This is a genomic window from Haloarcula sp. K1, from assembly GCF_001647155.1.
Lineage (GTDB): Archaea > Halobacteriota > Halobacteria > Halobacteriales > Haloarculaceae > Haloarcula > Haloarcula hispanica.
This window is the reverse complement of the sequence record NZ_LRHL01000043.1, coordinates 809,547-830,813: the sequence shown is the minus strand read 5'-3', so window position 1 is coordinate 830,813 and position 21,267 is coordinate 809,547. Positions and strand designations below refer to the sequence as shown.

Here is a 21,267-nt window from a genome sequence, read left to right as displayed (position 1 = left end):
GCTGATTCTTTCCGCCGAGTTACGTCTCTCGGTCAACACCGGTAATTTCGAACCTGGCTCCGCCCGACTCGCTGTCGGTCACACTGACATCCCAGCCGTGGACGGCGGCGATATCGGCCACGATTGCGAGGCCGAAGCCGGTGCCTTCGGGCGCGGTCGAGTAGCCCGCTTCGAACACCGTGTCTCGCTCGTCTTCTGGAACCCCCGGACCGTCATCAGCGACGTAGAAACCGCTGGCGTCGTCGATGTCACCGACAGTAACCGTCACTCCGGTATCGCTTTCGACGATCTCGTCGGACTGTCCCGGACTGCCCACAGAGCCCTGCTCCATGCTGTTTTCGTGCATCTGCGAGAGCGAGGGTTCCGACCCGTGTGCCACGCAGTTCCGAAACAGGTTTTCCAGCAGGCGCTGCAATCGGCGGGGGTCAGCAACGACGACACTGTCCGTACCGGTCACCAGAGTCCCGTTCTCTGTCCCGATAGTCTCCCAGCACGCGCTTGCGGCGGTCTGTAAACTGACGGGCTCGGTGGTCGTCGCCTCGCGTCCGTCCCGTGCCAGCGTCAGGATATCGTCAATGAGCGTCTGCATCCGCTCGTGGGCGTCGTCGATACTGTCGAGGTGGTCGTTGGTCACTGCCTGTTGGGCCAACTCCAAGTGGCCCTGTGCGACTGTCAGTGGCCCCTGAAGGTCGTGGCTGACGACGCTGGCGAAGGACTCCAGTCGATCGTTCTGAACGCGGAGTCTGCGTTCGCGCTCCTTCTGTTCGGTGATATCCTGGATGAACCCCCGAACTGTCCGCTTCTCCGCGCCTTCGACGCGTTTGCCGTGGGTCCGGACCCACCGACAGTCGCCTGTTGCGGTGATGAGCCTGGTCTCGATATCGTACGGTTCCCCGTCTTCGAGGGCCGCATCGACGGCGTCCGAAACCATCTCCCTGTCTTCGGGATGATAGAAGGACAGTCCCTCTTCGATTGTCGGATCGAAGTCGTCGTCGACTCCGTGGATACGGCGAGTGCCCGCTGTCCAGGTCAACGTCCCGGTTTCGTCGAACTCCCAGGCACCGAGGTCGCCGAGTTCCTCCGCCTCGGCGAAGAAGTCCCGTAACTGGGCGAGGTTCTGTTCGTGCTCGATGCGCTCCGTGACGTCCTGGCAGTGCGAGAAGATGGTAACGACATCGCCCGAGTCGTCAGTGACGAGGCGATTGTGCCACTCGACCATGATACGCTCCCCGCCCTTCCGGACGTTCTCGTTGACGCTGTGGTAGCCACCGCTGGCCTCGCTAAGTGCGGACGTGACCGCGTCGACGTGGTCGTAGCTTTCCTCGCTGACGAACACCTCCCACGTCTCGCCGACCAGTTCCTCCTCGGTGTAGCCGAATATCTCTGTGAGAGTGTCGTTGACGCGGACGATTTCGAAGTCTTGGTTATACTCGACGAACCCGAGCGGCGACTGGTCGATAAACAGCGAGAGCCTGTCTTTACTCGCTTCGAGGGCGCGCTGTGACCGGTACTGTTCGACGGCGTTGACGATGCGGTTCGCGAGAAGGGCGTAGTGGCTGGTGTCTGACGTCTTCTGTAGATAGTCTGTGACGCCCGCGGAGATAGCGTCACCGGCGACTGCCTCGCTGCCGCGACCTGTGTACAGGATAAACGGGAGGTCAGGGTAGTCCTCGCGGACAGATTCGAGGAAGTCGATGCCGTTCTCGCCGGGCATTTCGTAGTCGGAAACGATACAGTCGACCGGCTCTGTTTCGAGCAGACGCAGGCCCGCTGCTGCACTCGTTGCGGTCTCGATGTCGAACGCAGGACGCTCTCGCGTGAGGAATGCCGCTGTCGTCTCTGCGTACTGCCGGTCGTCGTCGACGTGAAGCACCCGGATAGCGGAGCCAGCCTCGCCCATTGATGTGTACAACTATGGCTTCAATGGTTATCAATATAGACATTCACCACTTACAATATGTCTGGATATATCAGGGATAAATCGTCTGAAACGATGAATGAGCGACGGCACCGAGCCTTCTCTAGAGTAAGATACAGTTTGCACTCACTCGGACGACCGAGTGAGAGTGGGGATGTATCCGCGGTCGAACCGGCACCGGTTCAGGTCTCGACCATCCACGTCGTCGAGGAGGAGTAGCCCCACTTCTCGACGGCCAGATCGTGGTCGCCGTCGGCGATGGCGGTCATATTGGTCCCGACCTCCTTGGCCGAAAGGTCGAGTTCGTCGCCGATAAGCCGCGATTTGAAATACGTCTGGTCGTCAGCATTGGAACGGAGATACTCCAGAATACGTCGCTGCTTGTCCGAGAGCGGACTGTCGGGGGTTTGTGCGGTGGCGCTCATTAGTACAGGTACTAGCAGTACCGAGACACCCTTATGGGATTTGGTACAGACGGTTAACGGCTCGCAGTCTTGCGGTTTTCACTCGCTCCAAGCGGGGATACTGCCGCGAGTTGGGCCACGCGACAGGTAGTTGGTACAGGCGGGAAACACCGTGAGCGCCCGTCGTCGCTCCGCAGTTGAGACGGTCACAGTCGTTCGCTCCGGCAGTTCTTTAGTAATGGCCCGTTTTGTGGCCGAACGGAGGTCTATCACATTGGAAATCTCGGATCAACTGCTGTGTCTGTTCAGTGCCGATATCCGCGACGAGGGGGACCGGTACGTCGTGGAGGTCCCGCGTCGAGAGATCGAGACGGGCGCAGTCGACTCGGGCAGTACCTATCGTGTTGCGCTCATCTCCGCAGACGAGGGGACAGAGACGGAGGAGGAGACGGTGTCAGACACGCCACCGGACCAGCCACAGCCGCCGGTCGAACCGGGCGAAACGCGCTACGTCGAGATCGAAGACATCGGGAAGCAGGGCGACGGCATCGCCCGCGTCGAACGCGGCTACGTCATCATCGTTCCGGGGGCTGAAATCGACGAACGAGTCAAGATCGAAGTTACCGAAGTCAAGTCGAACTTCGCGGTCGGCGAGATCATCGACGACGTCTGAAACTACTCGTAGGCACTGCCGTCGGGGCGCTTTGCCCCTTCGGAGTCGTGGACGACGACCTGTCCGGCTGACGGGTCGACGGGCCGGTAGTTGTCGCGGACGCCGATGGCTTCTTCGAGTTCCCGAACGGCGCGTTCCTTGAGCGCCGCCGCCAACTCCTCGGCGTCGGCTCTGGAGATATCCCGGCCGAGTCCCTCACATTCGTGAGCCCGGACCATCCCCTCCTCGTCGACGGCTTCGCCCATCGGCTGGCTCGTCCCGCCCAGCGCGACGCTGAACGGGTAGGTCCGGCAGATGAGCGGGCGGTCGCCGTGGACCGTACAGGCACCCGTGCCATCGTCGTCTTCAGCGTAGAACGTGCAGTCGCCGCAGTCGTCAGTCTGGAGCGCCCACTCGAACGTCTCACCCTCGGGGCCGTCCGGGCCGTCGGCCAGTCCGTACGGCATCGGGCGGGCGACGTCACGGAAGTCGTACTCCCCGGCGGACTGTAGCTGCCTGATCTCGTCGGGAAACACCGTCGCCGTGTGGGGTTCGGCGTCGGTTTCTCCAGAGCCGTCGTTCTCATTCTCACCGGCACCACCGGCGACTCTGTCCGTCTCGTCGGCACCCTCTCCCCTCTCGCCACACGCCGACTCGGCCTTGCAGCAGGCCCCACAGCGGGTGCATTCGAACCCGATGGTCTCGATAGCGTCGGCCAGTTCCGACTCGTCGAGCGCGCGGGCCCGTTCGAGTTCGGTTTCCAGGGAGTCCACAGCCGTGGTAGCGGGCCGACGGGCAAAAAGGCGTCACTCCGCCGGGTTCGGTATAGCCCGGGCACCGTCCCACGAAACAGTGCCCTCGACGGCGAGCTTTTCGAGGTGAGCCAGCACTGTCGCGCGGGCCAGGTCGCGCACCCCGGTAAGGTCCTTTTCGTAGGCGGCGTCGAGGATTTCGTCGAGTGTGTCGGCCCCGTCGTCGTTGACAGCCGCCCGAACACGTTGCTCGCGCTCCAGTCGGTGGCTGATGAGGCGCGCACAGGTCTCCCGCGGCGTCTCGATACGCGGGCCATGGCCCGGTAACAGCACGTCGGGGTTTCTGGCGTGGAGTCGCCGCAGTGACGCGAGATAGGCCCGAACGTCGCCCTCTGGTGCGCCGACGACGACGCTGCCCTCGGCCACGGCGAGGTCGCCGGAGACGACGGTCCCGTCAGTTGCGAAGGCGACGTGCTCCGGCGCGTGGCCCGGCGTGTCGAGGACGGTCACCGGGCCGGCGTCGGTCGGAATCGTCGTCCCGTCGCTGAACAGTTTGTCAGGGGTAACGCCGGTCGCAGCCTCGAATGCGGTCGCCCGGCCACGCCGCGCCCAGACCGTCGCGTTCGTCTCTCTGGCGTAGTGTGCGACGGCACCGGCGTGGTCAGGGTGGTAGTGTGTGAGCGCAATGTGAGCGAGGGTGCGGTCACTGAGAAGCGAATCGAGCGCATCATCCGTATCCGCGGGGTCCACGAGAAGAGCCGCCTCGTCGCCGCAAACGTATACCGCCGTGGTGCCGGTCGGTGCCCGCGTCGGGACGGGCACGTCGGCCCGCTGCCAGTCCATACCGACGGGTCAGACTGTGAGGAAATAAACCTGTTTGCGTGCGTCAGTGAAGCTGTACCGCGAGTCGACCAGCTCTGACTCCTCCAGTCGGTTCAGGGCGTACCTGACAGTCCGGTCCGGGAGCAGCGAGTTCTCGGCTAGTTCGCCCTGTGACAGCGGGGCGTCGTCCTCCAGCACCTTCGCGACGAGCTTCGCGCTCGGCGGGAGTTCACGCAGGGTGTCGCGGAACTCCTCGTCGGTGAAAGGTGCTGGTGCAGCGTTTTCAGTTAATGCGCTCATAGTGGCTGATATTCCAGACTTACTGGTAAAACTTGGCTATATGCATGACCAAACAATACAGATTCTATGAAGTGTTTAATGTGTCCTTATACAGAACCGCCATCGTGCGGTTCTCGTCGCTATCCGGAAAGTACGACCAGAACTATCAGGGCCGAGAGCGCGAGCGGATCTGACCTGACTGGAAAACAGCCAAACCGATGAAAGGGGATTCCAGTATCGTTTTATCCCCCGCGGGGTGAGCAATACACCGTGAAAGGGCAGGAGTGGTATCAGGCCGACACCGTGGCCGAAGAGTACGAGGCCAAGCGGTTCTCCCGTGGCGGTCGGCTTATCGACCGACGCGAGAAACAGGCCGTCCTCGACGCAATCGGCCCCGTGGCCGACAAGGACGTGTTAGAGGTAGCTTGCGGAACCGGACGGTTCACTGTGATGCTGGCCGAGCGCGGCGCGAACATCACCGGACTGGACATCTCAGGACCGATGCTCCAGCAGGGCCGTGAGAAAGCACAGGCGACTGGTGTCGACGACCGTGTCGAGTTCATGCGGGGTGATGCGGCCCGGCTCCCGTTCCCGGACGACCACTTCGACACCGTGTTTGCGATGCGCTTTTTCCATCTGGCGGACACGCCGGCGGCGTTCCTCGCTGAGATGCGCCGCGTCTCGAAGGAACAGGTCTTCTTCGATACGTTCAACCGGTTTTCGACCCGGTCGATATACAACTGGGCGCTCCCGATGGGGTCGCGGCTCTACTCCCGCTGGGAGATCGACCGGCTGCTGGACGGAGCCGGACTGGAACTGACCGAGGCGAACCACGACTGGCTGCTTCCCTACGGATTCTACCGGAAGATTCCGAACGAACTGGCCGCCTCGTTCCGCTCGCTCGATACGGCGCTCGGCGGCACGCCACTCGGCGAAAAGCTGGCATCGGTGTCGTACTGGAACACCCATGTGTAGCTCGCCGCCGCTCGGACAGCCCGTTTTCCCTGAATGGATGTCGCCGTCCGTCTCCCGCGACTTTTAAGCGCCTTCGCCGCCGTACCCAGAGGTATGGATATCTCGGTAGTGGTCCCGACGTTGAACGGCCGGGAGGAGCTGTCCGGCTGTCTGGACGCACTCACCGAGCAGGTTCCCGATGCCGAAGTGATTGTGGTCAACGGCCCGTCGGCCGACGGCACGACGGGCATGGTCCGCGACCGGGACGACGTGTCGATCCTCGTCGAGATCGCCGACCGCTCGGTCACGGTCGCCCGCAACGCAGGGATCGACCGGGCAACGGGAGACGTTATCGCGCTCGTCCACCAGGCTCTCTCGGTCGAGTCCGGCTGGGCTGACGCGGTGAAAAACGGGCTCTCGGGGGCAACCCAGGCCATCACCGGGCCGACACACCAGCAACTCTGGGCCGGAATGACGACCGAAACCGAGGAGACGCGGACGATAGCCGGCCGCGACGTGACGTATTTCAATCCCGGAAACGTCGCGTTCGACGCGGAGGTGCTGGAAGCGCTCGACGGGTTCGACGAGTACCTGAACGTTGGCAGCGCCCGGGACTTCGCGCACCGGATGGCCGCCAGTGATTACGGCGTCGACTGGAGCACGGCGATGTGCGTCAGCCGCGAGTTCGAGGCCGACGGCGGCACCACGGAGACCGACTGGAACTGGAAGTACCGCTCGCTCGCCTACCGGCTGGTGAAGAACTACAACGTCCGCCCAACCGTGTTGCGGCGACTCCTCAGCCACGCGGTGAGTGACGCGACGGACGCGCTGATCGATGTCGTGCGCGGGGAGACGACGCCGTCGCAGTGGCTCGGCAACGGGCAGGACGTGTTCGGCGGCGTCGGGTCCGGCATCGTCGACGGCCTCCGCGCACGCGTGACCGACCGGACACCCTGTCGGAACCCGAACGGCCGCTCCGCGCGCGCGGACCGCGCGGTGACTGTGTACGACTGGCGGTAGTAGCGGTAACCGGTACTGGCCGCAACCGTTCGACCGGAATAGGAGTTGTCGGCGGTCAGGGGGCCAGCGCCTCGATGACGCGGTTGGGATTGTTCGAGAACACCTTTCGCATCGCGTCTTCGGGAACGTCCAGTGTCAGAATCTCCATCACGGCCACGTTCGGGTGGACGCTCGGGACGCCGCTCCCGAAGAGAACGCGGTCAGGGTGTTCCAGAATCGCCCGCTCCATCGGCCGCCGGTAGCGGACCGCACTGGTGTCGAGATACAGATTGTCGTGGGTCTCCAGCAGGTCGATAGCTCGTTCCATCAGGTCCCGCCGGAGCGGGTGGGCACCGAAATGCGAAAGGATGACCGGGAAATCGTACGCTAACAGCGATTCGGCGACAGTTTCGGGCGGAAACCCTTCGCCGCCGTGGACGATGACGGGCAGTGATACGGACGCCAGTTCTGCGAGGACTTCTTCGTCGGGTAGTCCGTCAGTCGGTGGATGGATCTTGAAGCCATAGAACCGGTCGTCGTAGGCGTACTGCTCGATGTCCTCGGGCGAGGTGTGTTCCTCCGTGCGACTGCTCGCGAGGTTGCGGAGGGTCGACCCGGGACCGGTCCCCGGGTCCCGAGCGCCGTTGACTCTGGCGAAGGCGACCATCGGCCGCTCGACAGTCATCCGGGCGACGGCGTTGTTCGCTTTCAGATACGAGCCGTCTCGCTCGCCGGGAAAGACGACGGAGCGGACGACACCGGCCTGGTGCATCTCCCGTTCCAGTTGCTCCGGGTCACCCATACCGTCTCGGGGTCGGCGCTGCTCGTCGGGTTCCAGTCGCGCGTGCACGTCGACCACCCGAAAGCCGTGCTCCAACTCCAGCATCTACTATACGGTGTGTATACACCCATATTAAAAGGTGTGTAGGTCCAGCCGGGATTACAGGGACAGCACGGCGCTGTCACCCGACGAGCGGTCTACGCCGTTAGAAAGTTTTATATAGAACCGCTTGCCTTGTCTTAAGTGAGGTTCAACACATATGTCATCTGGCCAGCGACGCATGGGCGGCCAGCCTCTTTTCATCCTTGATGAGGACGCCCAGCGCACACACGGGAAGGACGCACAGTCATCGAACATCTCCGCCGGAAAGGCCGTAAGCGAGTCCGTACGGACCACGCTCGGTCCCCGCGGCATGGACAAGATGCTCGTCTCCGACGACGGTGATGTGGTCATCACCAACGACGGGGCGACCATCCTCTCCGAGATGGACATCGAACACCCCGCGGCCCAGATGATCGTCGAAGTCGCCCAGACCCAGGAGGACGAAGTGGGCGACGGCACGACGACGGCGTCCGTGCTGGCCGGGGAACTGCTGACGAAAGGCGAGGACCTGCTCGACGACGACGTCCACCCGACAACAATCGTCGAGGGGTACTCCGCCGCGGCCGAACTCGCACAGGACGCTATCAACGAGCTCGTCCTCGACGTCGACCTCGACGACGAGACACTCGTCGAAGTCGCCGAGTCCTCGATGACCGGTAAGGGCACCGGTGACGTCGAGGCCGAGAAACTCGCCGAAGTCGTCGTCGACGCCGTCCGCCACGCCAAGAGCGACAACGGCGTCCGCCGGGACAACATCGAAGTCCACACCCAGACGGGTGCGGCTTCCTCCGCGACCAAGCTCGTCGAGGGCGTCATCGTCGACGAGACGGCCGTCCACGACAACATGCCGACCTCGGTCGAGGACGCGTCCATCGCGGTCATCGACACCGAACTCGACGTCCGCGAGAGCAACATCGACGCCGAGTACAACGTCTCCAGCGTCGACCAGCTCAACGCCGCGCTCGACGCCGAGGAGCAGGAACTCAGCGGCTACGCCGAGGAAGTCGTCGAAAGCGGCGCTGACGTGGCCTTCGTCACCGAAGACGTCGCCGACCGCGTCGCCTCCCAGCTCGCCAAGGAAGGCGTCTTCGTCGCCGACAGCATCGGCTCCTCGACCGCCAAGGACATCGTCGAGGCCACCGGCGCGAAGCGCGTCGGCTCGCTGGAAGCCCTCGACGAGGACTCGCTCGGCCACGCCGACAGCGTCGACGTCGAGAAGCAGGGCGACGACGACGTGACGTTCATCACCGGCGGTGCGACCGCCGAGTCCGTCACGGTCATCGCTCGCGGCTCCACCGAACACGTCGTCGACGAACTCGAACGTGCGCTCAACGACGCGCTCGACACCGTCATCGCCGCGCTCGACGCCGGCGGTGTGGTCCCCGGCGCAGGCGCAACCGAGATCGCCATCGCCGACCACATCCGCTCCGAAGCGGCGTCCATCGAGGGCCGCAAGCAGCTCGCCGTCGAAGCGTTCGCCGACGCCGTCGACGTGCTGCCCCGCACGCTCGCGGAGAACACGGGCCTCGACGCAATCGACGCGCTCGTCGACCTCCGTGCCGAACACGAGAGCGAGGGCATCGCCGGCATCATCAGCGAAGGCCAGACCGGCGTCGTCGGTGACCCCGTCGACTACGGCATCCTCGACCCCGCCGCTGTCAAGCGCGAAGCGGTCGACTCCGCCACCGAGGCGGCGACGATGATCGTCCGCATCGACGACGTTATTTCGTCGAGCTAAGCTGGTTTAGACGTCAAACCTGTTTTCTTTTGACCGCGCCAGAGAGCGGCGCGACCGCTGTAGAAACCACCGCTCAGTCGCCGCTGGGCTCGACAGAAAGCGTCAGCGTCGCATCGGCCCCGTCAGCGAGCACTTCGACGAGGTCCCGGTCCACGTCGCCGGCTGCCGCGTCGGCGTTCACCATCACGGTCCGGTCATCGACGTAGTCGCTCGTCCGCAGGACGTGGCTCCGGTCGTTCTCGAAGGAGAGGTCCGGATGGCCGGTTCCGGTCACAGTAACGGTCTGCTCGCCGGCTTCGATAGTCGCTGTAATCGTCGCGTCGGCGTCTTGGCAGGCCGTTACGAACTCGCTGTCGAAGTCGGCAGGAACACGGTCGGCTTCGATAGCGAGGATGCAGTCACCTGCAGGAGTCAGAAAGTCGTCGCTCGTCACTTCCAGCGTGCTGGCGTGCTCGCCGGAGACGTTCTCGTGGCCCTGTGCACGGACCACTTCCTCGAGTGTCATACCTCCCGGTCACTGCCGGGCGTACTTCAGCGGGACGACTCCGACCTGACGACGGTAACCGTCACCGCACCGCAGGCGCACTCGTGGGCCTCGCGGCGGCCGGCCTCGGTCTCGAACACCAGCGCTGGCTCGCCGAGCGGGCGCTCGCAGTGCTGGGCCTCGCAGGTCGGTGTCGCCGCCTCGTGTAGTTCGGTGAGCATATCTGGATAGTAGATGGCTACCTATGTCAAGGCGAGCCATCCCCGTAGTGAAAGTGAAAGTGAAGCCGTGGGGCAAAGGATATGCCCCCGCGGAACGGGCCACAAGGTATGTCGCTGGAGTGGCGCGGCGCGGCGGTTGCGCCGGACGACGAGATGCCGTCCCCGGAGGCGTGGGAACCGGTGTCGGTACCCGGCCGGCCAGAACAGTTCGCCGGCGCCGAGGCCGTGGCCTACGAAACGACGTTCTCGGACCCGCGGGACGAGAGCGACGCACACGCCCTGCTCGTACTGAACGGAACATACGCGCACACACGCGTGTGGTGCAACGGCGATTTACTCAGCAGCCACGATGCCTACTTCGAACCGCTCCGGATTCGCCTCCCCGAGAGCGAGGAGTACAGGATCGTCGTGGAGTGTCGCACGCCAGAGGACCGCTTTGGCGGCCTGCACGCGACCGACCAGCTTCCGCCGGAGCGCTGCGTCCCGGGCATCTGGTGGGATGCGAGCATCGAAACCAGACCGGACCCCTGCGTGAGCGAGCTTTCAGTCCAGCCACAGGTGTCGGAAGAAGACGTGTCCGACGCGACGGTCGAGGTGTCGGCGACCGTCCTGACCGAAGAGCCCCTCGACGACCGGATAACCCTCTCTCTGCGGCCGGAAGGCGACGTGCGTGGCGGCGGAATGATGGATCGGGCCCGCGTCTCGACCAGTGACGAGCGGACAACGGTGGCCTACACGATGGACGTGCGCGACCCGTCACTGTGGTGGCCCCACGACCGCGGCGCGCAGTCCCGCTACGTTCTCAGGGCGAAGCTCGGCGACGACGAGCACTCGGTGACGACGGGACTGCGCACCGTCTCCTACGACGACGGCCTGCGGGTCAACGGCGAGGCCGTGCCCGTTCGCGGCGTAACGCTGCTGGACCCAACTGTTGAAGATGTCGCACGGGCTGTCGACGCCAATGCAAATCTGGTTCGGATTCGGGCACAGGGAACGCCGCCCGAAGTGGCCCGCGCCTGTGACGACCACGGCGTCCTGCTCTGGCAGGACCTCCCGCTGTCGGGCCCTGGTTCATTCGACCGCGAACGAGGAATTGCCCTCGCAACGCGGCTCGATACGACCTACGCACAGCATCCCAGTTTCGCGGCGGTCGGTGTTCACGACGAGCCAGTATCTCCGTACGCTGACGGGCTGGGCTCTGGGTTCCTCGACAGACTTCGCGTCCGATGGCGCGCTTGGCGAGCCGGCTACGACAGCACGGACGCCAAGTCAGTGGCCGGGAGCGTCGACGCCGTTCCGACGTTTCCGGTGGTCGGTCCGCCCGGAATCGGTCCCGACGCGGCCACGCTGTACCCGGGGTGGCAGTATGCCGACACGGCCGACCTCCCGTGGCTCTGTTCCACGTTCGGCGTTGGCGATGTCGTCGCCGGTTTTGGTGCCGGTGCGCTTGGGCGGCCGGACCCGGGCGACAGTCCCGGGTTCGATCGCGCCTGCCACGACCGACACGTCGACGGCGGCCTCGACGCGTCACAGGCGTATCAGGCCAGCGTCGTCCGCGAGGTTGCCGAGTCGCTCCGGCGCCGCGCCACGCCACTCATGATCGTGGATAGCCTCCGAGATGTCGGTGACGCCGGTATGGGTCTGCTCACCACGGATGGCACCGAGAAGACGGCGTTCAGTGTTCTTGCCGACTGTTACGAGCCCACGCAGGTGATACTCTCGGACCCAGCGCCCGGCGAGCGGGATGTCGTCGTCCTCCACGACCGTCCAGAAAAAGCGGACCTCACCGTGGAATGGGACTGCAACGGGGACCGCGAACAGGCCGAACACACTGTCGGTCCGTTCGCCCGCGTCACCGTCGACACGCTTACTCTTTCAGCCGGTGACGACGTGACGCTCGCCGCCACCGACGGCCAGACTGTCGTCAAGAACGAGTACCGTATTAGCGAGTGATATATGCCCGTGATATACAAGGGAACCACAGACGATAGTGACCGTCTCGCCCCCGAAATAGGGCGTGTGAGACGTTGACGCGGTATTCAGTGCACCGGAATGTTTAAACAATATCCACCTCTATTCGTAGACACCAGAACGCTTCCGCGTTCAGGCAGTATCGCTTTCAGCCCAACATGAGAGGGAACCCTTGTTATTGGTGTCAGCCCCTCAGTAGTGGGCCGACTGTCTGTGCTGAAGCGGTGATGGCATAGAGGATTCAACAATGGCAGACTCGATAGACGAATCAAAGAACGTTACAGTAACCGAAGAGGATCTCGAAAACAAATCGAAAGGCGAGCTCATCAAACTCGCCGGCCAGCTCCGCGACCGACGGAACGAGCTGAACCAGATGGCGTCCGAGCGGGCCTCCGCCCGTGACGACCTGAACGCGAAGACTCGCGAGAAGGTCGATGAGGCCCAGGAACACCGCGAGAAGCGCGACGAGCTCAACGAGCAGGTCCAGGAGCACAAGGACCAGCGCAACGAGCTCAATGCGGAAGCAAACGAGCTGTTCGACAAGGTCGACAACCTGAAAAACGACCTCGAACTCGACGAGGGCACGTCGGTCGAACAACTCAAAGAGGAGATCGAAGACCTCGAGTTCAAGCAACAGACCGAAGTGCTCTCCTCGGAGGACGAGAAGGAGCTCATCGAGAAGATCGAGACCAAGCGCGAGAAGCTCCAGGAGAAACAGGAGAAGCTCGACCAGGGCGGCGACCTCGAAGAGCTCAAAGAGGAAGCGGAAGAGGTCCGCTCGGAAGCCTCAAAGCACCACCAGAAGGTCACGGAACTGGCCGACGAGGCCCAGAAGCACCACAACGAGATGATCGAGGCCTACCGCGAGGCCGACGAGATCCGTGACGAGGCCGACGAGAAGCACGAGGAGTTCGTCGAAGCGCAGGAAGCGGCCGACCAGCACCACGAAGACTTCGTCCGCGTCCAGAAGCGCCTGCGCGAACTCGACAAGAAGGAAGAGGAGCAGGAGCGCTCCCAGCGCGAGGAGAAGCAGGAAGCCGCGCGCGAGGAAGCCGAGGAGATTTATCAGAAGTTCAAGGAGGGCGAGACCCTCGACACCGAGGACCTGATGAAGCTCCAGAAGGCCGGCAAGCTGTAAGTCTGTAGGATTTTCTCTCTGTTTTCACCGATTGTAGATGCATCACTCACTCGGCCTGCTCCAGCTCGGCGCGCTCTCGCTCGTCCCGACAGCTCTCGGTGGAGTCCTGTTCGGCCTCGCACTCGCCGCGCCACCGGGTCCGATGAACGCCGTCATTGCTGAGGAGAGCGCACTGCGGGGCTGGCGGGCCGGCTTTTTCGCCGGCCTCGGCGCGATGACCGCTGACGCCTGTTTCCTCGTGCTCGCCGTGCTCGGCGCTGCGACAGTCATCACCGAGACGCCAGGCGTTCGGCGCGTGATGGTCGGGGCCGGCGGGCTCCTGATGCTCTGGTTCGCCTACGGTGCAGTCAAAGAAGCGAATACAACAGTTACCGAGGGGGACTCGTCGGTCACGTCTGGGGACAGTCGCGGCTTTCGCAAGGCACTCGTGCTGGCGCTGACCAACCCCTATCAGGTCGCCTTCTGGCTCACCGTCGGCGTCGGCCTCCTCGAACCCGGTGTGGTCGACGTGGCGTCGTACGTGCCTGCGGTCGGGACTGATGCGCTAACCGTCCAGACCGGACATCCGGTGCTGCTGGGTGGGTTTTTCGGCGGTATCGGCCTCTGGATCACGGGGTTTCCGGCGGCGATTGTCGCCGCGAGAACGCGTATCGAGCGGCTCGCACCGCTAATCGCGTGGGTCAGCGCTGCTGTTCTCGCCGGGACCGGCGTCCTGTTCCTGCTGCGAGCGCTATGAGTCGCCCATCCCGGTCGCCACGTCATCGAGGTCTTCTTCGACGGCCATTTCGGCGACCTCCATCGTCAGCCACTCCTGGAACCAGCGGGTCCGCTTGAGCCGCTGGTGGACGATGGACTCAGCGGTGTCGCTCTGAACACGCTCGCGGGCATCCTCGCCGCGCTCGATGACCCGGTCGACCATCTCGGCCGCGTCCATGTGCGTCCGGGACTCATAGCCCATCCGCAACAGCATCAGGGCGGTCCCGTTCGCGCCCACCTTATCCAGAATGTCCGCCTCGATGAGACACTGTACTTCCAGGGGTAGGTCGTCCAGCGGCCCCTGATACGAGTGGGCATCGACGGCGGAGCAGACCTGTTCGATAAACGATTCGGGGTAGTCACCGTGTGCCTTCAGGTACTCGCGTGCGATCCGAGCGCCGGCTTCCGCGTGGAGGTCCTGCTCGGCTTCCAGTTTCGCGATGTCGTGAAACAACGCTGCCACGCGAGTCACGTCCACGTTCGCCCCTTCCTTGCGGGCGATTTTTGTCGCGATGTCGACGACGTTGAGGATGTGGTTGAAGCGGTATTCCGCGGAGTGCCACGGGTACCAGCGCATGCGGCCGCCCTCTTCTTCGTTTTCGACGCTCGCCGCAAGGTAGTCGTGGACGAACTCCTTCATATCCTCGAACGCGTCGGCTGAGACAGGTGACTCCCTAATCTCGACGCCCACAGCACCACCTCCGGAGACGGATTTCGATAGTCATCTTACACATATAGACGTACGTTCGACTCTTTAGCGTTACGACAGGGAGAACGGCTGCCACACCCGGTATTTCTGTCTGCAAACAGCGTCACAGAACCGGCCTTCGGAGCGGTTGTCCGGACGCCGGACAGCCACCATCCCTGGCCCCGACTCCGTGTCGAGTTGGGTCGCTGTCGGGTGACTGCCGACGACTGGTTCTCAACGGCTGAGAACATTAGTCCGGCTTTTTACAGCTAATAGATAAATCAGTACATATGCCTCTCCAGCCACTCCACACGCCCGTCGGCGATGTGTCGATCGTTACCCACGCGATAAACGAACACGCAGTGACTGACGTACTCGTCGGCGTCGGTATCGCCCTGTGTCTGTTCGGACTGTACTACAAGCTGATACTGGTCCCGGCGAACAGGCAGGAATCGTCACAGCGCTCGGGAGACCAGTCGCCCCCGTAATTACAGGTAGGCGGCGTCCCAGCGCATCGGCTTGCGAACGTTCCCGCAGTTGTCACATTCGATGCGCCCCATCGAGTCCATCGCGTTCGCCAGCGTCTCGCAGTTACTGCAGTAGTAGCCGTAGCGGTCGCTGCCCTCCTCTGTGACGTGGACCACATGGAACGGCGCCATCGACCCTGACTCGTGGTTGTTGTGGTCGACGTAGACCGTCCGACCGTCGTCAGTTACGGGTTCGCGACCGAGTTCGTCGGCGTCGGTGTAGAGGTTCTCGACGTAGGTTCGTCCGGCGATGTCGACTTCACCCGTGCCGGCGCGTTCGAAGCCGCGGTCCTCGTAGAAGCTGTTGCCCTCGACGTTGTCGGCCAGCACGCGCCCCTGGAGTGTCTCGGCACCCCGGTCATGGAGTTCCCCGTGGGTCTCGTCGAACAACGCTGACCCAATCCCCTCGCCGCGGTATGCCGGGTCGACGTGCAGCCAGAGAATCGTCCCGATACTGTCGCCCGACAGGACGCTCTCGGAGAGGCCGACCACCTGCCCGTCCTGCTCACCGACGAGAATCAACCGATTACTATCGTCGTCCAGCACTTCCTCGATGCGCGCTTCGTCGTACCACTCCTCGATAGCGCTCGTAATCGCCTTCGGCCCCAGCGAATACGACGCCTCTAGTGAGCGACGCGCCACGTCACGGATAGCCGGCCGATCCGACGGCACTGCCTCCCTGATTTTCATATGCCACTAGTTGGCACGGAACATCATAAATCTACAGTTCAGTGTCAGAATTTGTGACACCCGTTGGGCTATTCATGCGAGGACACCGCGAATTGTGACCTCGACCGGCCTGTAGCTATCCTGTCCACTCGCTTGCGCGTCGGACAGGAATGCGGGCGCTGTTCGTGCTCATGTCGTAGGGTACTTCGGGCGGATTCGAACCGCGGTCGCTCCGCGTTGCTCCACTCCCTGCTTTGAATCCGCTGAACATATTTGTCGCTCGCGGTGTTGCTCGCGACAAAAGTAGTCCCGGGCGGATTCGAACCGCCGTCAAGGGCTCCAAAGGCCCTTATGATTGGCCACTACACCACGGGACTTCGCTTCGCTCGTCCCGCGTACCTCGCAGAACCGTCCGGTTCTGCTCACCGCCACGGGACTGCGCTCGCTGTGAGCAAGCTAACCGTATTCGGTGTAATCGACGGAACGCACTTGAACGCTTCGAGAGCGGGCGGTCAGTCGCTGGTGACTTCGGCCTCGACTTCGAGCAGGCCACAGACGTCACCCTCGGGGTCGAAACAGTCCGGACACTGCGGTTCGCGGTCGATAATCGTATCGAGGCGATCAGCGACCGTTTCGTCGATGACGCCCTCCAGTTGTTTTGCCTCGGCCTGGAACTCCTCGACCTCTAGCACTTCGATGAGGAACCGCTCGATGATGCAGTAGTTCTGGAGCGCCTCGCGAGCCTGTGCGATGCCGTCGTCGGTGAGGTCGACGCCCTTGTACTTCTCGTGGTTCAGCAGCCCTCGGTTTTCGAGTTTGCCGATCATCTCGTTGGCGCTGGCCGGACTGACATCGAGCATGTCGGCCACGTCGCCGGTGGATGCCGGACCGTCTTCTTGCTGTTGCGTGAGATAGATCGCTTTCAGATACTGGGCCTGCGTGTTCATTGATAGTCCTCCATCAGGTCGGTCACGTCTTCGACACCCTCTGCTTCGTCCTCGCGGATATCCGACAGCACGGCAAGCAGCCGCTCGCGGTCGATGGTGAATGTCACGTCGGACGCCTCGATGGCTTCGATGAGGTCGTCGTAGAACTTGTACGCCGTCTCCTCGTTACAGAGTTGGTCGTACAGCACGCCGTCGAAGTCCTTGTCGGCCTCGTACTGGGCCTCGACTAGCATCTCGATTTCCTCGAACGGGACGGTGTCCGCTTCGAGGTCGTCGATGAGCGCCTCCAGTTGCCGGCGGTGCTCGGCCGACTCCGTCTCGGCGTGCGCGAGGAGGTCGAGCACCGCCTGTTCGTGCTCTCCGCTCGTTTCCTCGGCATGCTTGGCCGACCGTGCCTCGACGACCTCTTCGAGGACGATACCGATCTGTAGCAACCGGGCGAGCTGATGGTCGGATGCGACCGGCTGTGTGAGACTCACGGCAACACCCCCACTCGGCACTGTGCTGCAGTCATACACGTAGTTCGGGGAGGCCCGGACTTAAGCGGTTCCCTGTCGTCGAGCCCGCGTTTCACTCCGGTAGGGGACGTTCTCAATCTCCGCCTGCCGAGCACTCGTATCAGGCGGACCGCCACGATACCGGCGCGAATGAAATGAGCGTAGACGACATCAAGCAACGCTCTGATGAGCCCGCGTTTACAGCCCTACGGGCTATTCACGAAGACGCCGCGGGAACAGAGTTCCCGCGAGCCTGTGCTCGCGTTACTCGTGCAGACACCGGGTGAGCAAAGCTCTCCCGAGACTTCGTTCGTAGCCTACCGGCTACTCACGAAGACGCTCGTAAATCAGCTGGTCGAGGTCCTCGCGGAGTTCGTCGACCTGCACTTCTTCGAGCACGGGGACGTAGAACCCTTCGACGAGCATGTTCTTCGCTCGCTCAGGGTCGACACCGCGGGAGGTCATGTAGAACATGTCCTCTTCGTCGACCTGCCCGACCGTCGCGGAGTGGGAGGCCTCGGTGTCGTGGTTGTTGATGATGAGCTTCGGCGACGCGTCGGCCTCGGAGTCGTCAGAGAGCATGAGCGTGTTCTCACGCTGGTACGACGACGTGTCCCAGGCCTCGCGACCGACGTCCTGAACGCCCTCGTACACCGAACGGGCGTCGTCGTCGAGGACGCCGCGGGTGACGAGGTCGGCGATGGTGTGTTCGGCCTCGTGCCAGACACGCGACGCGATGTCGAAGTGCTGGTCCTCGTGGCCGAAGAAGGCCCCGAGAATCTGGGACTCCGAGGAGTCGCCGAGCAGTCGGGTCTCGACGTTGGACTTGGTCAGGCGGGAGCCGATGTTGCCGTCGATCCAGTTGACCGTGGCGTAGGTGTCGGCGTGGCCGCGCTTGACCTGGAAGTTGTAGGTCTCTTCCGAGAGGTTCTGGAGCGCGCCGTACTGGACGTAGGCGTTCTCCTCGGCGACGACCTCGACGATACCGGAGTAGTACTGGTCAGCGTCGGTCGTCTCGCCCGTCTGCTGGCGCTCCAGAATCGTGACCGAGGAGGACTCCTCGGCGAGGACGAGCGTGTAGTTGAACAGCGACTGGCTGTTCATCGTTGTCCGGATCTTCACGTCCTCGGCGTCGACGCCCTCGGGGACGTAGACGACTGTCCCGGCCGAGAACAGGGCCGTCGACAGCGCAGTGAGGTAGTCCCGCTGCGGGTCGACAACGCTGCCGAAGTGTTCCTTGACGAGGTCCGCGTGCTCGTCGAGCGCCTCGCTCCAGGACAGCACTTCGACGCCCTCTGCGTCGACGCGGTCCTTGTCCTGGGCGTAGTCGAGCGGGTCGACCAGCGACTCATATTCGAGCGCGTCGAGGTTCGTCCAGGTGCGACCCGGCGTCCGGATGACGTCCGGCATGTCGAGCTCTTCGAGCGCTGCGAGCGCGTCCTTTCGCGTCTCGAGCAGCCACTCGGGCTCGCCGAGGTCGTCTGAAATCTGTTCCACCTGGGTCTCTGTGAGATTGGCGTGTACCTGCGTACTCATGGTTATCCGAGCGACCCCTCCATCTCAAGCTCAATGAGGCGGTTCAGCTCAACGGCGTACTCAATCGGCAGTTCCTCCGTGATCGGCTCGATGAAGCCGGCGACGATCATCTGCTTCGCGTCGTCGTCGTCCAGTCCGCGGGACTGGAGGTAGAAGACGTCCTCGTCGCCGATCTTGCCGACGGTCGCCTCGTGGGCGACGTCGACTTTGGACTCCTTGATCTCCATGTACGGCATCGTGTCCGACGTGGACTCGTTGTCGAACATCAGGGCGTCACACTCGACGGAGGTCGAGGAGTCCTCGGCTCCGTCGGCGATGTGGACGAGGCCACGGTAGTTCGTGCGGCCGCCGTCCTTGCTGATGGACTTGGACTCGATGGTGGATTTCGTATCAGGCGCGTTGTGGTAGACCTTCGCGCCCGTGTCGATGTCCTGGCCCTCGCCGGCGAAGGCGATGGTGATGTGGTTGTCCGTCGCGCCGGGACCCTTGAGAACGGTGGAGGGGTACAGCATCGTGGCCTTCGAGCCCATGCTGCCCGAGACCCACTCCATCGTGCCGTCGGCCTCGCAGATGGCGCGCTTGGTGTTGAGGTTGTACGTGTTCTTCGACCAGTTCTGCACCGTCGAGTACTGGACGTGCGCGTTCTCCTTGACGAACACTTCGACGCCGCCGGAGTGGAGGTTGAACTCGGAGTACTTCGGGGCGGAACAGCCCTCGATGTAGTGGACCTCGGAGTTCTCCTCGGCGATGATGAGCGTGTGCTCGAACTGGCCCATGCCGTCGGAGTTCATGCGGAAGTACGCCTGGACCGGCATGTCGACCGTGGTGTCCTCGGGGACGTAGACGAACGACCCGCCGGACCAGATGGCACCGTGCAGCGCCGCGAACTTGTTGTCGCTCGGCGGCACGGCCTTGGTCATGAAGTACTCTTTGAGGATGTCTTCGTGCTCCTGGACGGCCTTGTCCATGTCACAGAAGATGACGCCCTTGTCCTCCCAGCGCTCCTGCATGTTCTGGTAGACGATCTCGGACTCGTACTGCGCGCCGACGCCCGAGAGGGCGTTCTTCTCGGCTTCCGGGATGCCCAGTTTGTCGAAGGTGTCCTGAATCTCTTCGGGGAGATCGTTCCAGTCGTCGACGCCGCCGCGTGTCTCGATGTCGGGGCGAATGTACGGGACGATCTCGTCGACGTCGACCTCGGAGAGGTCGGGTGCGCCCGGCCAGCCGGTCGGCATCGGCATTTCCTGGTACTGCTCGAGTGCGCGAAGGCGGCGTTCGAGCATCCATTCGGGCTCGTCCTTGTCTTCGGAGATGACCCGGATGGTCTCCTCCGTGAGGCCCTTCTCGGCTTCGAAGGCGGACTTCTCCTCTTTCTTGAACTCGAAGCGCTTCTCGGTGTCGGTCTCTTTGAGGTGGTCTTGATCTGAACTCATAGTGTGTGTAATGTTATCGCTGTGTACGGAAGGGCGTTACGCGGCCTCGTAGGCTTCCTCTCGGACCCAGTCGTACCCTTCGTCTTCGAGCTTTTCGGCGAGTTCGGCACCGCCGGAGGTGGCGATCTGGCCGTCGAGCATTACGTGGACGTGGTCGGGTTCGACGTAGTCGAGAATGCGCTGGTAGTGGGTGATCTGGAGGATGCCCGCGCCCTGCTCGTCACGGAGCGCGTTGATGCCGTTGGAGACGTCCTGCAGTCGGTCGATGTCCAGCCCGGAGTCGATCTCGTCGAGCACGGCAACGGAGGGCTCGAGGATTGCGGCCTGAAGGACTTCGTTTTGCTTCTTCTCGCCGCCCGAGAAGCCGGCGTTGAGATACCGGGACGCGAACTTCTCGTCCATATCTAGCTGCTCCATCTTCTCCTGGAGGATCTCCTGGAACTCGGCGACGCCGATTTCGCCCTCTTCGACGTTGCCTTCCATCGGGGAGGTGTCGTAGCCGGCGGCGTCCTCGTTGGTGTCGCCGCCCTCTGCGTCGGCTTCCGCTTCTTCGTCGTCATCCTCGAAGAGTTCCTCGCGCTCTTCGAGCTTGGCGTTGAGCGCGGTGCGGAGGAAGTTCACCATCGTGACGCCCTCGATCTCGGCCGGGTACTGGAAGCCGAGGAAGATGCCGAGCGCGGCGCGCTCGTTCGGTTCGAGGTCGAGCAGGTTCCAGGTGCGGAGGTCCTCCGGGATTGCCTCGTCACCGAACTCGTTCTCGTCGAGGTGGATGAGCACTTCCCCGTCGGTTACCTCGTAGGCGGGGTGGCCGGCGATGATCTTCGCCGTCGTCGACTTCCCCGAGCCGTTGGGACCCATCAGCGCGTGGATCTCACCGGACTCGACTTCGAGGTCGACACCGCGGAGAATCGTCTCACCGTCCTCTTCTGCGACTTCTGCGTGGAGATTGTTGATTTCGAGTTTAGCCATAGGTATCTCTTAGGTCAACCGAAAGAAGGT

At 63.1% G+C, this 21,267-nt stretch carries 23 protein-coding genes and 1 tRNA gene; 8 read left to right on the top strand and 16 right to left on the bottom strand.

All coding sequences use genetic code 11. The annotated features are described in order from the left end of the window. Nucleotides 1–19: 19 nt before the first annotated feature. Together AV929_RS17690 and AV929_RS17685 are read right to left on the bottom strand one after the other, a co-directional pair. The gene (locus tag AV929_RS17690; protein ID WP_064288872.1) at nt 20–1,900 is read right to left on the bottom strand and encodes a PAS domain S-box protein; all 1,881 of its coding nucleotides are present in this window, start codon (nt 1,898–1,900) and stop codon (nt 20–22) included. Nucleotides 1,901–2,100: 200 nt separating this feature from the next. Next, nucleotides 2,101–2,343: a hypothetical protein gene (locus AV929_RS17685; RefSeq protein ID WP_050007044.1), complete on the bottom strand. Its 243-nt coding sequence runs from the start codon at nt 2,341–2,343 to the stop codon at nt 2,101–2,103. A 253-nt stretch (nt 2,344–2,596) separates the two neighbouring features. On the opposite strand from AV929_RS17685, the gene AV929_RS17680 reads away from it, so the two are divergent. Beyond that, entirely contained in the window at nt 2,597–2,995 is a 399-nt protein-coding gene (locus AV929_RS17680; protein ID WP_050007045.1) for a TRAM domain-containing protein, read from the top strand. A gap of 2 nt (nt 2,996–2,997) precedes the next feature. Here the strand turns inward: AV929_RS17680 and AV929_RS17675 are convergent, their stop codons facing one another. Genes AV929_RS17675 through AV929_RS17665 form a run of 3 tightly spaced genes read right to left on the bottom strand, consistent with a single transcriptional unit; the run spans nt 2,998 to nt 4,848 of the window. Further along, nucleotides 2,998–3,747 carry a YkgJ family cysteine cluster protein gene (locus AV929_RS17675; protein WP_050007046.1) on the bottom strand — a complete coding sequence of 250 codons (750 nt, stop codon included), beginning with the start codon at nt 3,745–3,747 and terminating at the stop codon, nt 2,998–3,000. A 33-nt stretch (nt 3,748–3,780) separates the two neighbouring features. Continuing rightward, a complete protein-coding gene (locus tag AV929_RS17670; protein ID WP_050036927.1) occupies nt 3,781–4,569 on the bottom strand; it encodes an MBL fold metallo-hydrolase in 789 nt (262 codons plus the stop codon). A 9-nt stretch (nt 4,570–4,578) separates the two neighbouring features. Continuing rightward, nucleotides 4,579–4,848 (bottom strand): helix-turn-helix domain-containing protein, encoded by a 270-nt coding sequence (locus tag AV929_RS17665; protein WP_004591318.1) that lies wholly within the window; start codon nt 4,846–4,848, stop codon nt 4,579–4,581. Nucleotides 4,849–5,097: 249 nt separating this feature from the next. On the opposite strand from AV929_RS17665, the gene AV929_RS17660 reads away from it, so the two are divergent. After that, entirely contained in the window at nt 5,098–5,802 is a 705-nt protein-coding gene (locus AV929_RS17660) for a class I SAM-dependent methyltransferase (RefSeq protein WP_014041035.1), read from the top strand. A gap of 93 nt (nt 5,803–5,895) precedes the next feature. Beyond that, complete coding sequence (locus AV929_RS17655) at nt 5,896–6,801, top strand: glycosyltransferase family 2 protein (RefSeq protein WP_014041036.1); 906 nt, start codon at nt 5,896–5,898, stop codon at nt 6,799–6,801. 55 nt (nt 6,802–6,856) lie between these two features. Here AV929_RS17655 and AV929_RS17650 read toward each other — a convergent pair whose 3' ends face one another. Further along, nucleotides 6,857–7,666 (bottom strand): amidohydrolase family protein, encoded by an 810-nt coding sequence (locus AV929_RS17650; RefSeq protein WP_014041037.1) that lies wholly within the window; start codon nt 7,664–7,666, stop codon nt 6,857–6,859. A 175-nt stretch (nt 7,667–7,841) separates the two neighbouring features. Here AV929_RS17650 and thsA point away from each other — a divergent pair, with 175 nt between their 5' ends. Then, nucleotides 7,842–9,401, top strand: a complete 1,560-nt coding sequence (thsA, locus tag AV929_RS17645; RefSeq protein ID WP_014041038.1) for a thermosome subunit alpha — start codon at nt 7,842–7,844, stop codon at nt 9,399–9,401. Nucleotides 9,402–9,474: 73 nt separating this feature from the next. Here the strand turns inward: thsA and AV929_RS17640 are convergent, their stop codons facing one another. Beyond that, a complete protein-coding gene (locus tag AV929_RS17640) occupies nt 9,475–9,906 on the bottom strand; it encodes a DUF371 domain-containing protein (RefSeq protein WP_064288871.1) in 432 nt (143 codons plus the stop codon). Nucleotides 9,907–9,932: 26 nt separating this feature from the next. After that, nucleotides 9,933–10,106 (bottom strand): hypothetical protein, encoded by a 174-nt coding sequence (locus AV929_RS22470; RefSeq protein WP_014041040.1) that lies wholly within the window; start codon nt 10,104–10,106, stop codon nt 9,933–9,935. A gap of 108 nt (nt 10,107–10,214) precedes the next feature. On the opposite strand from AV929_RS22470, the gene AV929_RS17635 reads away from it, so the two are divergent. The 3 genes from AV929_RS17635 (at nt 10,215) to AV929_RS17625 (ending at nt 13,951) form a co-directional block, all read left to right on the top strand. Continuing rightward, entirely contained in the window at nt 10,215–12,059 is a 1,845-nt protein-coding gene (locus AV929_RS17635) for a hydrolase (protein ID WP_064288870.1), read from the top strand. 265 nt (nt 12,060–12,324) lie between these two features. Further along, nucleotides 12,325–13,215: a coiled-coil protein gene (locus tag AV929_RS17630; protein WP_014041042.1), complete on the top strand. Its 891-nt coding sequence runs from the start codon at nt 12,325–12,327 to the stop codon at nt 13,213–13,215. Nucleotides 13,216–13,252: 37 nt separating this feature from the next. Continuing rightward, nucleotides 13,253–13,951: a LysE family translocator gene (locus AV929_RS17625; protein ID WP_014041043.1), complete on the top strand. Its 699-nt coding sequence runs from the start codon at nt 13,253–13,255 to the stop codon at nt 13,949–13,951. On the opposite strand, the gene AV929_RS17620 is transcribed toward AV929_RS17625, so the two are convergent. Continuing rightward, nucleotides 13,946–14,662, bottom strand: a complete 717-nt coding sequence (locus AV929_RS17620) for an HD domain-containing protein (RefSeq protein ID WP_064288869.1) — start codon at nt 14,660–14,662, stop codon at nt 13,946–13,948. The two genes, AV929_RS17625 and AV929_RS17620, sit on opposite strands and share 6 nt — an antisense overlap. 287 nt (nt 14,663–14,949) lie before the next feature. Between AV929_RS17620 and AV929_RS17615 the strand changes: the two genes are divergently transcribed. Beyond that, complete coding sequence (locus AV929_RS17615) at nt 14,950–15,147, top strand: hypothetical protein (protein WP_008312456.1); 198 nt, start codon at nt 14,950–14,952, stop codon at nt 15,145–15,147. Here AV929_RS17615 and AV929_RS17610 read toward each other — a convergent pair whose 3' ends face one another. The 7 genes from AV929_RS17610 to AV929_RS17580 all read right to left on the bottom strand — a co-directional run bounded on the left by AV929_RS17610 (nt 15,148) and on the right by AV929_RS17580 (nt 21,237). Continuing rightward, nucleotides 15,148–15,876, bottom strand: a complete 729-nt coding sequence (locus AV929_RS17610; protein ID WP_014041044.1) for a GNAT family N-acetyltransferase — start codon at nt 15,874–15,876, stop codon at nt 15,148–15,150. 283 nt (nt 15,877–16,159) lie between these two features. Next, nucleotides 16,160–16,232: transfer RNA gene (locus tag AV929_RS17605), tRNA-Gln, on the bottom strand. Between the two features lie 135 nt (nt 16,233–16,367). Then, nucleotides 16,368–16,802 (bottom strand): metal-dependent transcriptional regulator, encoded by a 435-nt coding sequence (locus AV929_RS17600; protein ID WP_014041045.1) that lies wholly within the window; start codon nt 16,800–16,802, stop codon nt 16,368–16,370. Then, nucleotides 16,799–17,281: a hypothetical protein gene (locus AV929_RS17595; protein ID WP_008312442.1), complete on the bottom strand. Its 483-nt coding sequence runs from the start codon at nt 17,279–17,281 to the stop codon at nt 16,799–16,801. The genes AV929_RS17600 and AV929_RS17595 overlap by 4 nt, the downstream gene beginning before the upstream one ends. Nucleotides 17,282–17,623: 342 nt before the next feature. Next, entirely contained in the window at nt 17,624–18,835 is a 1,212-nt protein-coding gene (gene sufD, locus AV929_RS17590) for a Fe-S cluster assembly protein SufD (RefSeq protein ID WP_050036930.1), read from the bottom strand. A 2-nt stretch (nt 18,836–18,837) separates the two neighbouring features. Continuing rightward, nucleotides 18,838–20,268, bottom strand: a complete 1,431-nt coding sequence (gene sufB, locus AV929_RS17585; protein WP_064288868.1) for a Fe-S cluster assembly protein SufB — start codon at nt 20,266–20,268, stop codon at nt 18,838–18,840. A 36-nt stretch (nt 20,269–20,304) separates the two neighbouring features. After that, a complete protein-coding gene (locus tag AV929_RS17580; RefSeq protein WP_014041049.1) occupies nt 20,305–21,237 on the bottom strand; it encodes an ABC transporter ATP-binding protein in 933 nt (310 codons plus the stop codon). Nucleotides 21,238–21,267: the final 30 nt, after the last annotated feature.

Bases quoted from the DNA above. Each gene is read 5' to 3' on its own strand.
- sufD (WP_050036930.1), bottom strand. From the start codon at position 18,835: ATGAGTACGCAGGTACACGCCAATCTCACAGAGACCCAGGTGGAACAG.
- AV929_RS17600 (WP_014041045.1), bottom strand. From the start codon at position 16,802: ATGAACACGCAGGCCCAGTATCTGAAAGCGATCTATCTCACGCAACAG.
- sufB (WP_064288868.1), bottom strand. From the start codon at position 20,268: ATGAGTTCAGATCAAGACCACCTCAAAGAGACCGACACCGAGAAGCGC.
- AV929_RS17655 (WP_014041036.1), top strand. From the start codon at position 5,896: ATGGATATCTCGGTAGTGGTCCCGACGTTGAACGGCCGGGAGGAGCTG.
- AV929_RS17685 (WP_050007044.1), bottom strand. From the start codon at position 2,343: ATGAGCGCCACCGCACAAACCCCCGACAGTCCGCTCTCGGACAAGCAG.
- AV929_RS17580 (WP_014041049.1), bottom strand. From the start codon at position 21,237: ATGGCTAAACTCGAAATCAACAATCTCCACGCAGAAGTCGCAGAAGAG.
- AV929_RS17670 (WP_050036927.1), bottom strand. From the start codon at position 4,569: ATGGACTGGCAGCGGGCCGACGTGCCCGTCCCGACGCGGGCACCGACC.
- AV929_RS17690 (WP_064288872.1), bottom strand. From the start codon at position 1,900: ATGGGCGAGGCTGGCTCCGCTATCCGGGTGCTTCACGTCGACGACGAC.
- AV929_RS17615 (WP_008312456.1), top strand. From the start codon at position 14,950: ATGCCTCTCCAGCCACTCCACACGCCCGTCGGCGATGTGTCGATCGTT.
- AV929_RS17640 (WP_064288871.1), bottom strand. From the start codon at position 9,906: ATGACACTCGAGGAAGTGGTCCGTGCACAGGGCCACGAGAACGTCTCC.
- AV929_RS17610 (WP_014041044.1), bottom strand. From the start codon at position 15,876: ATGAAAATCAGGGAGGCAGTGCCGTCGGATCGGCCGGCTATCCGTGAC.
- AV929_RS17650 (WP_014041037.1), bottom strand. From the start codon at position 7,666: ATGCTGGAGTTGGAGCACGGCTTTCGGGTGGTCGACGTGCACGCGCGA.
- AV929_RS22470 (WP_014041040.1), bottom strand. From the start codon at position 10,106: ATGCTCACCGAACTACACGAGGCGGCGACACCGACCTGCGAGGCCCAG.
- thsA (WP_014041038.1), top strand. From the start codon at position 7,842: ATGGGCGGCCAGCCTCTTTTCATCCTTGATGAGGACGCCCAGCGCACA.
- AV929_RS17665 (WP_004591318.1), bottom strand. From the start codon at position 4,848: ATGAGCGCATTAACTGAAAACGCTGCACCAGCACCTTTCACCGACGAG.
- AV929_RS17630 (WP_014041042.1), top strand. From the start codon at position 12,325: ATGGCAGACTCGATAGACGAATCAAAGAACGTTACAGTAACCGAAGAG.
- AV929_RS17635 (WP_064288870.1), top strand. From the start codon at position 10,215: ATGTCGCTGGAGTGGCGCGGCGCGGCGGTTGCGCCGGACGACGAGATG.
- AV929_RS17625 (WP_014041043.1), top strand. From the start codon at position 13,253: ATGCATCACTCACTCGGCCTGCTCCAGCTCGGCGCGCTCTCGCTCGTC.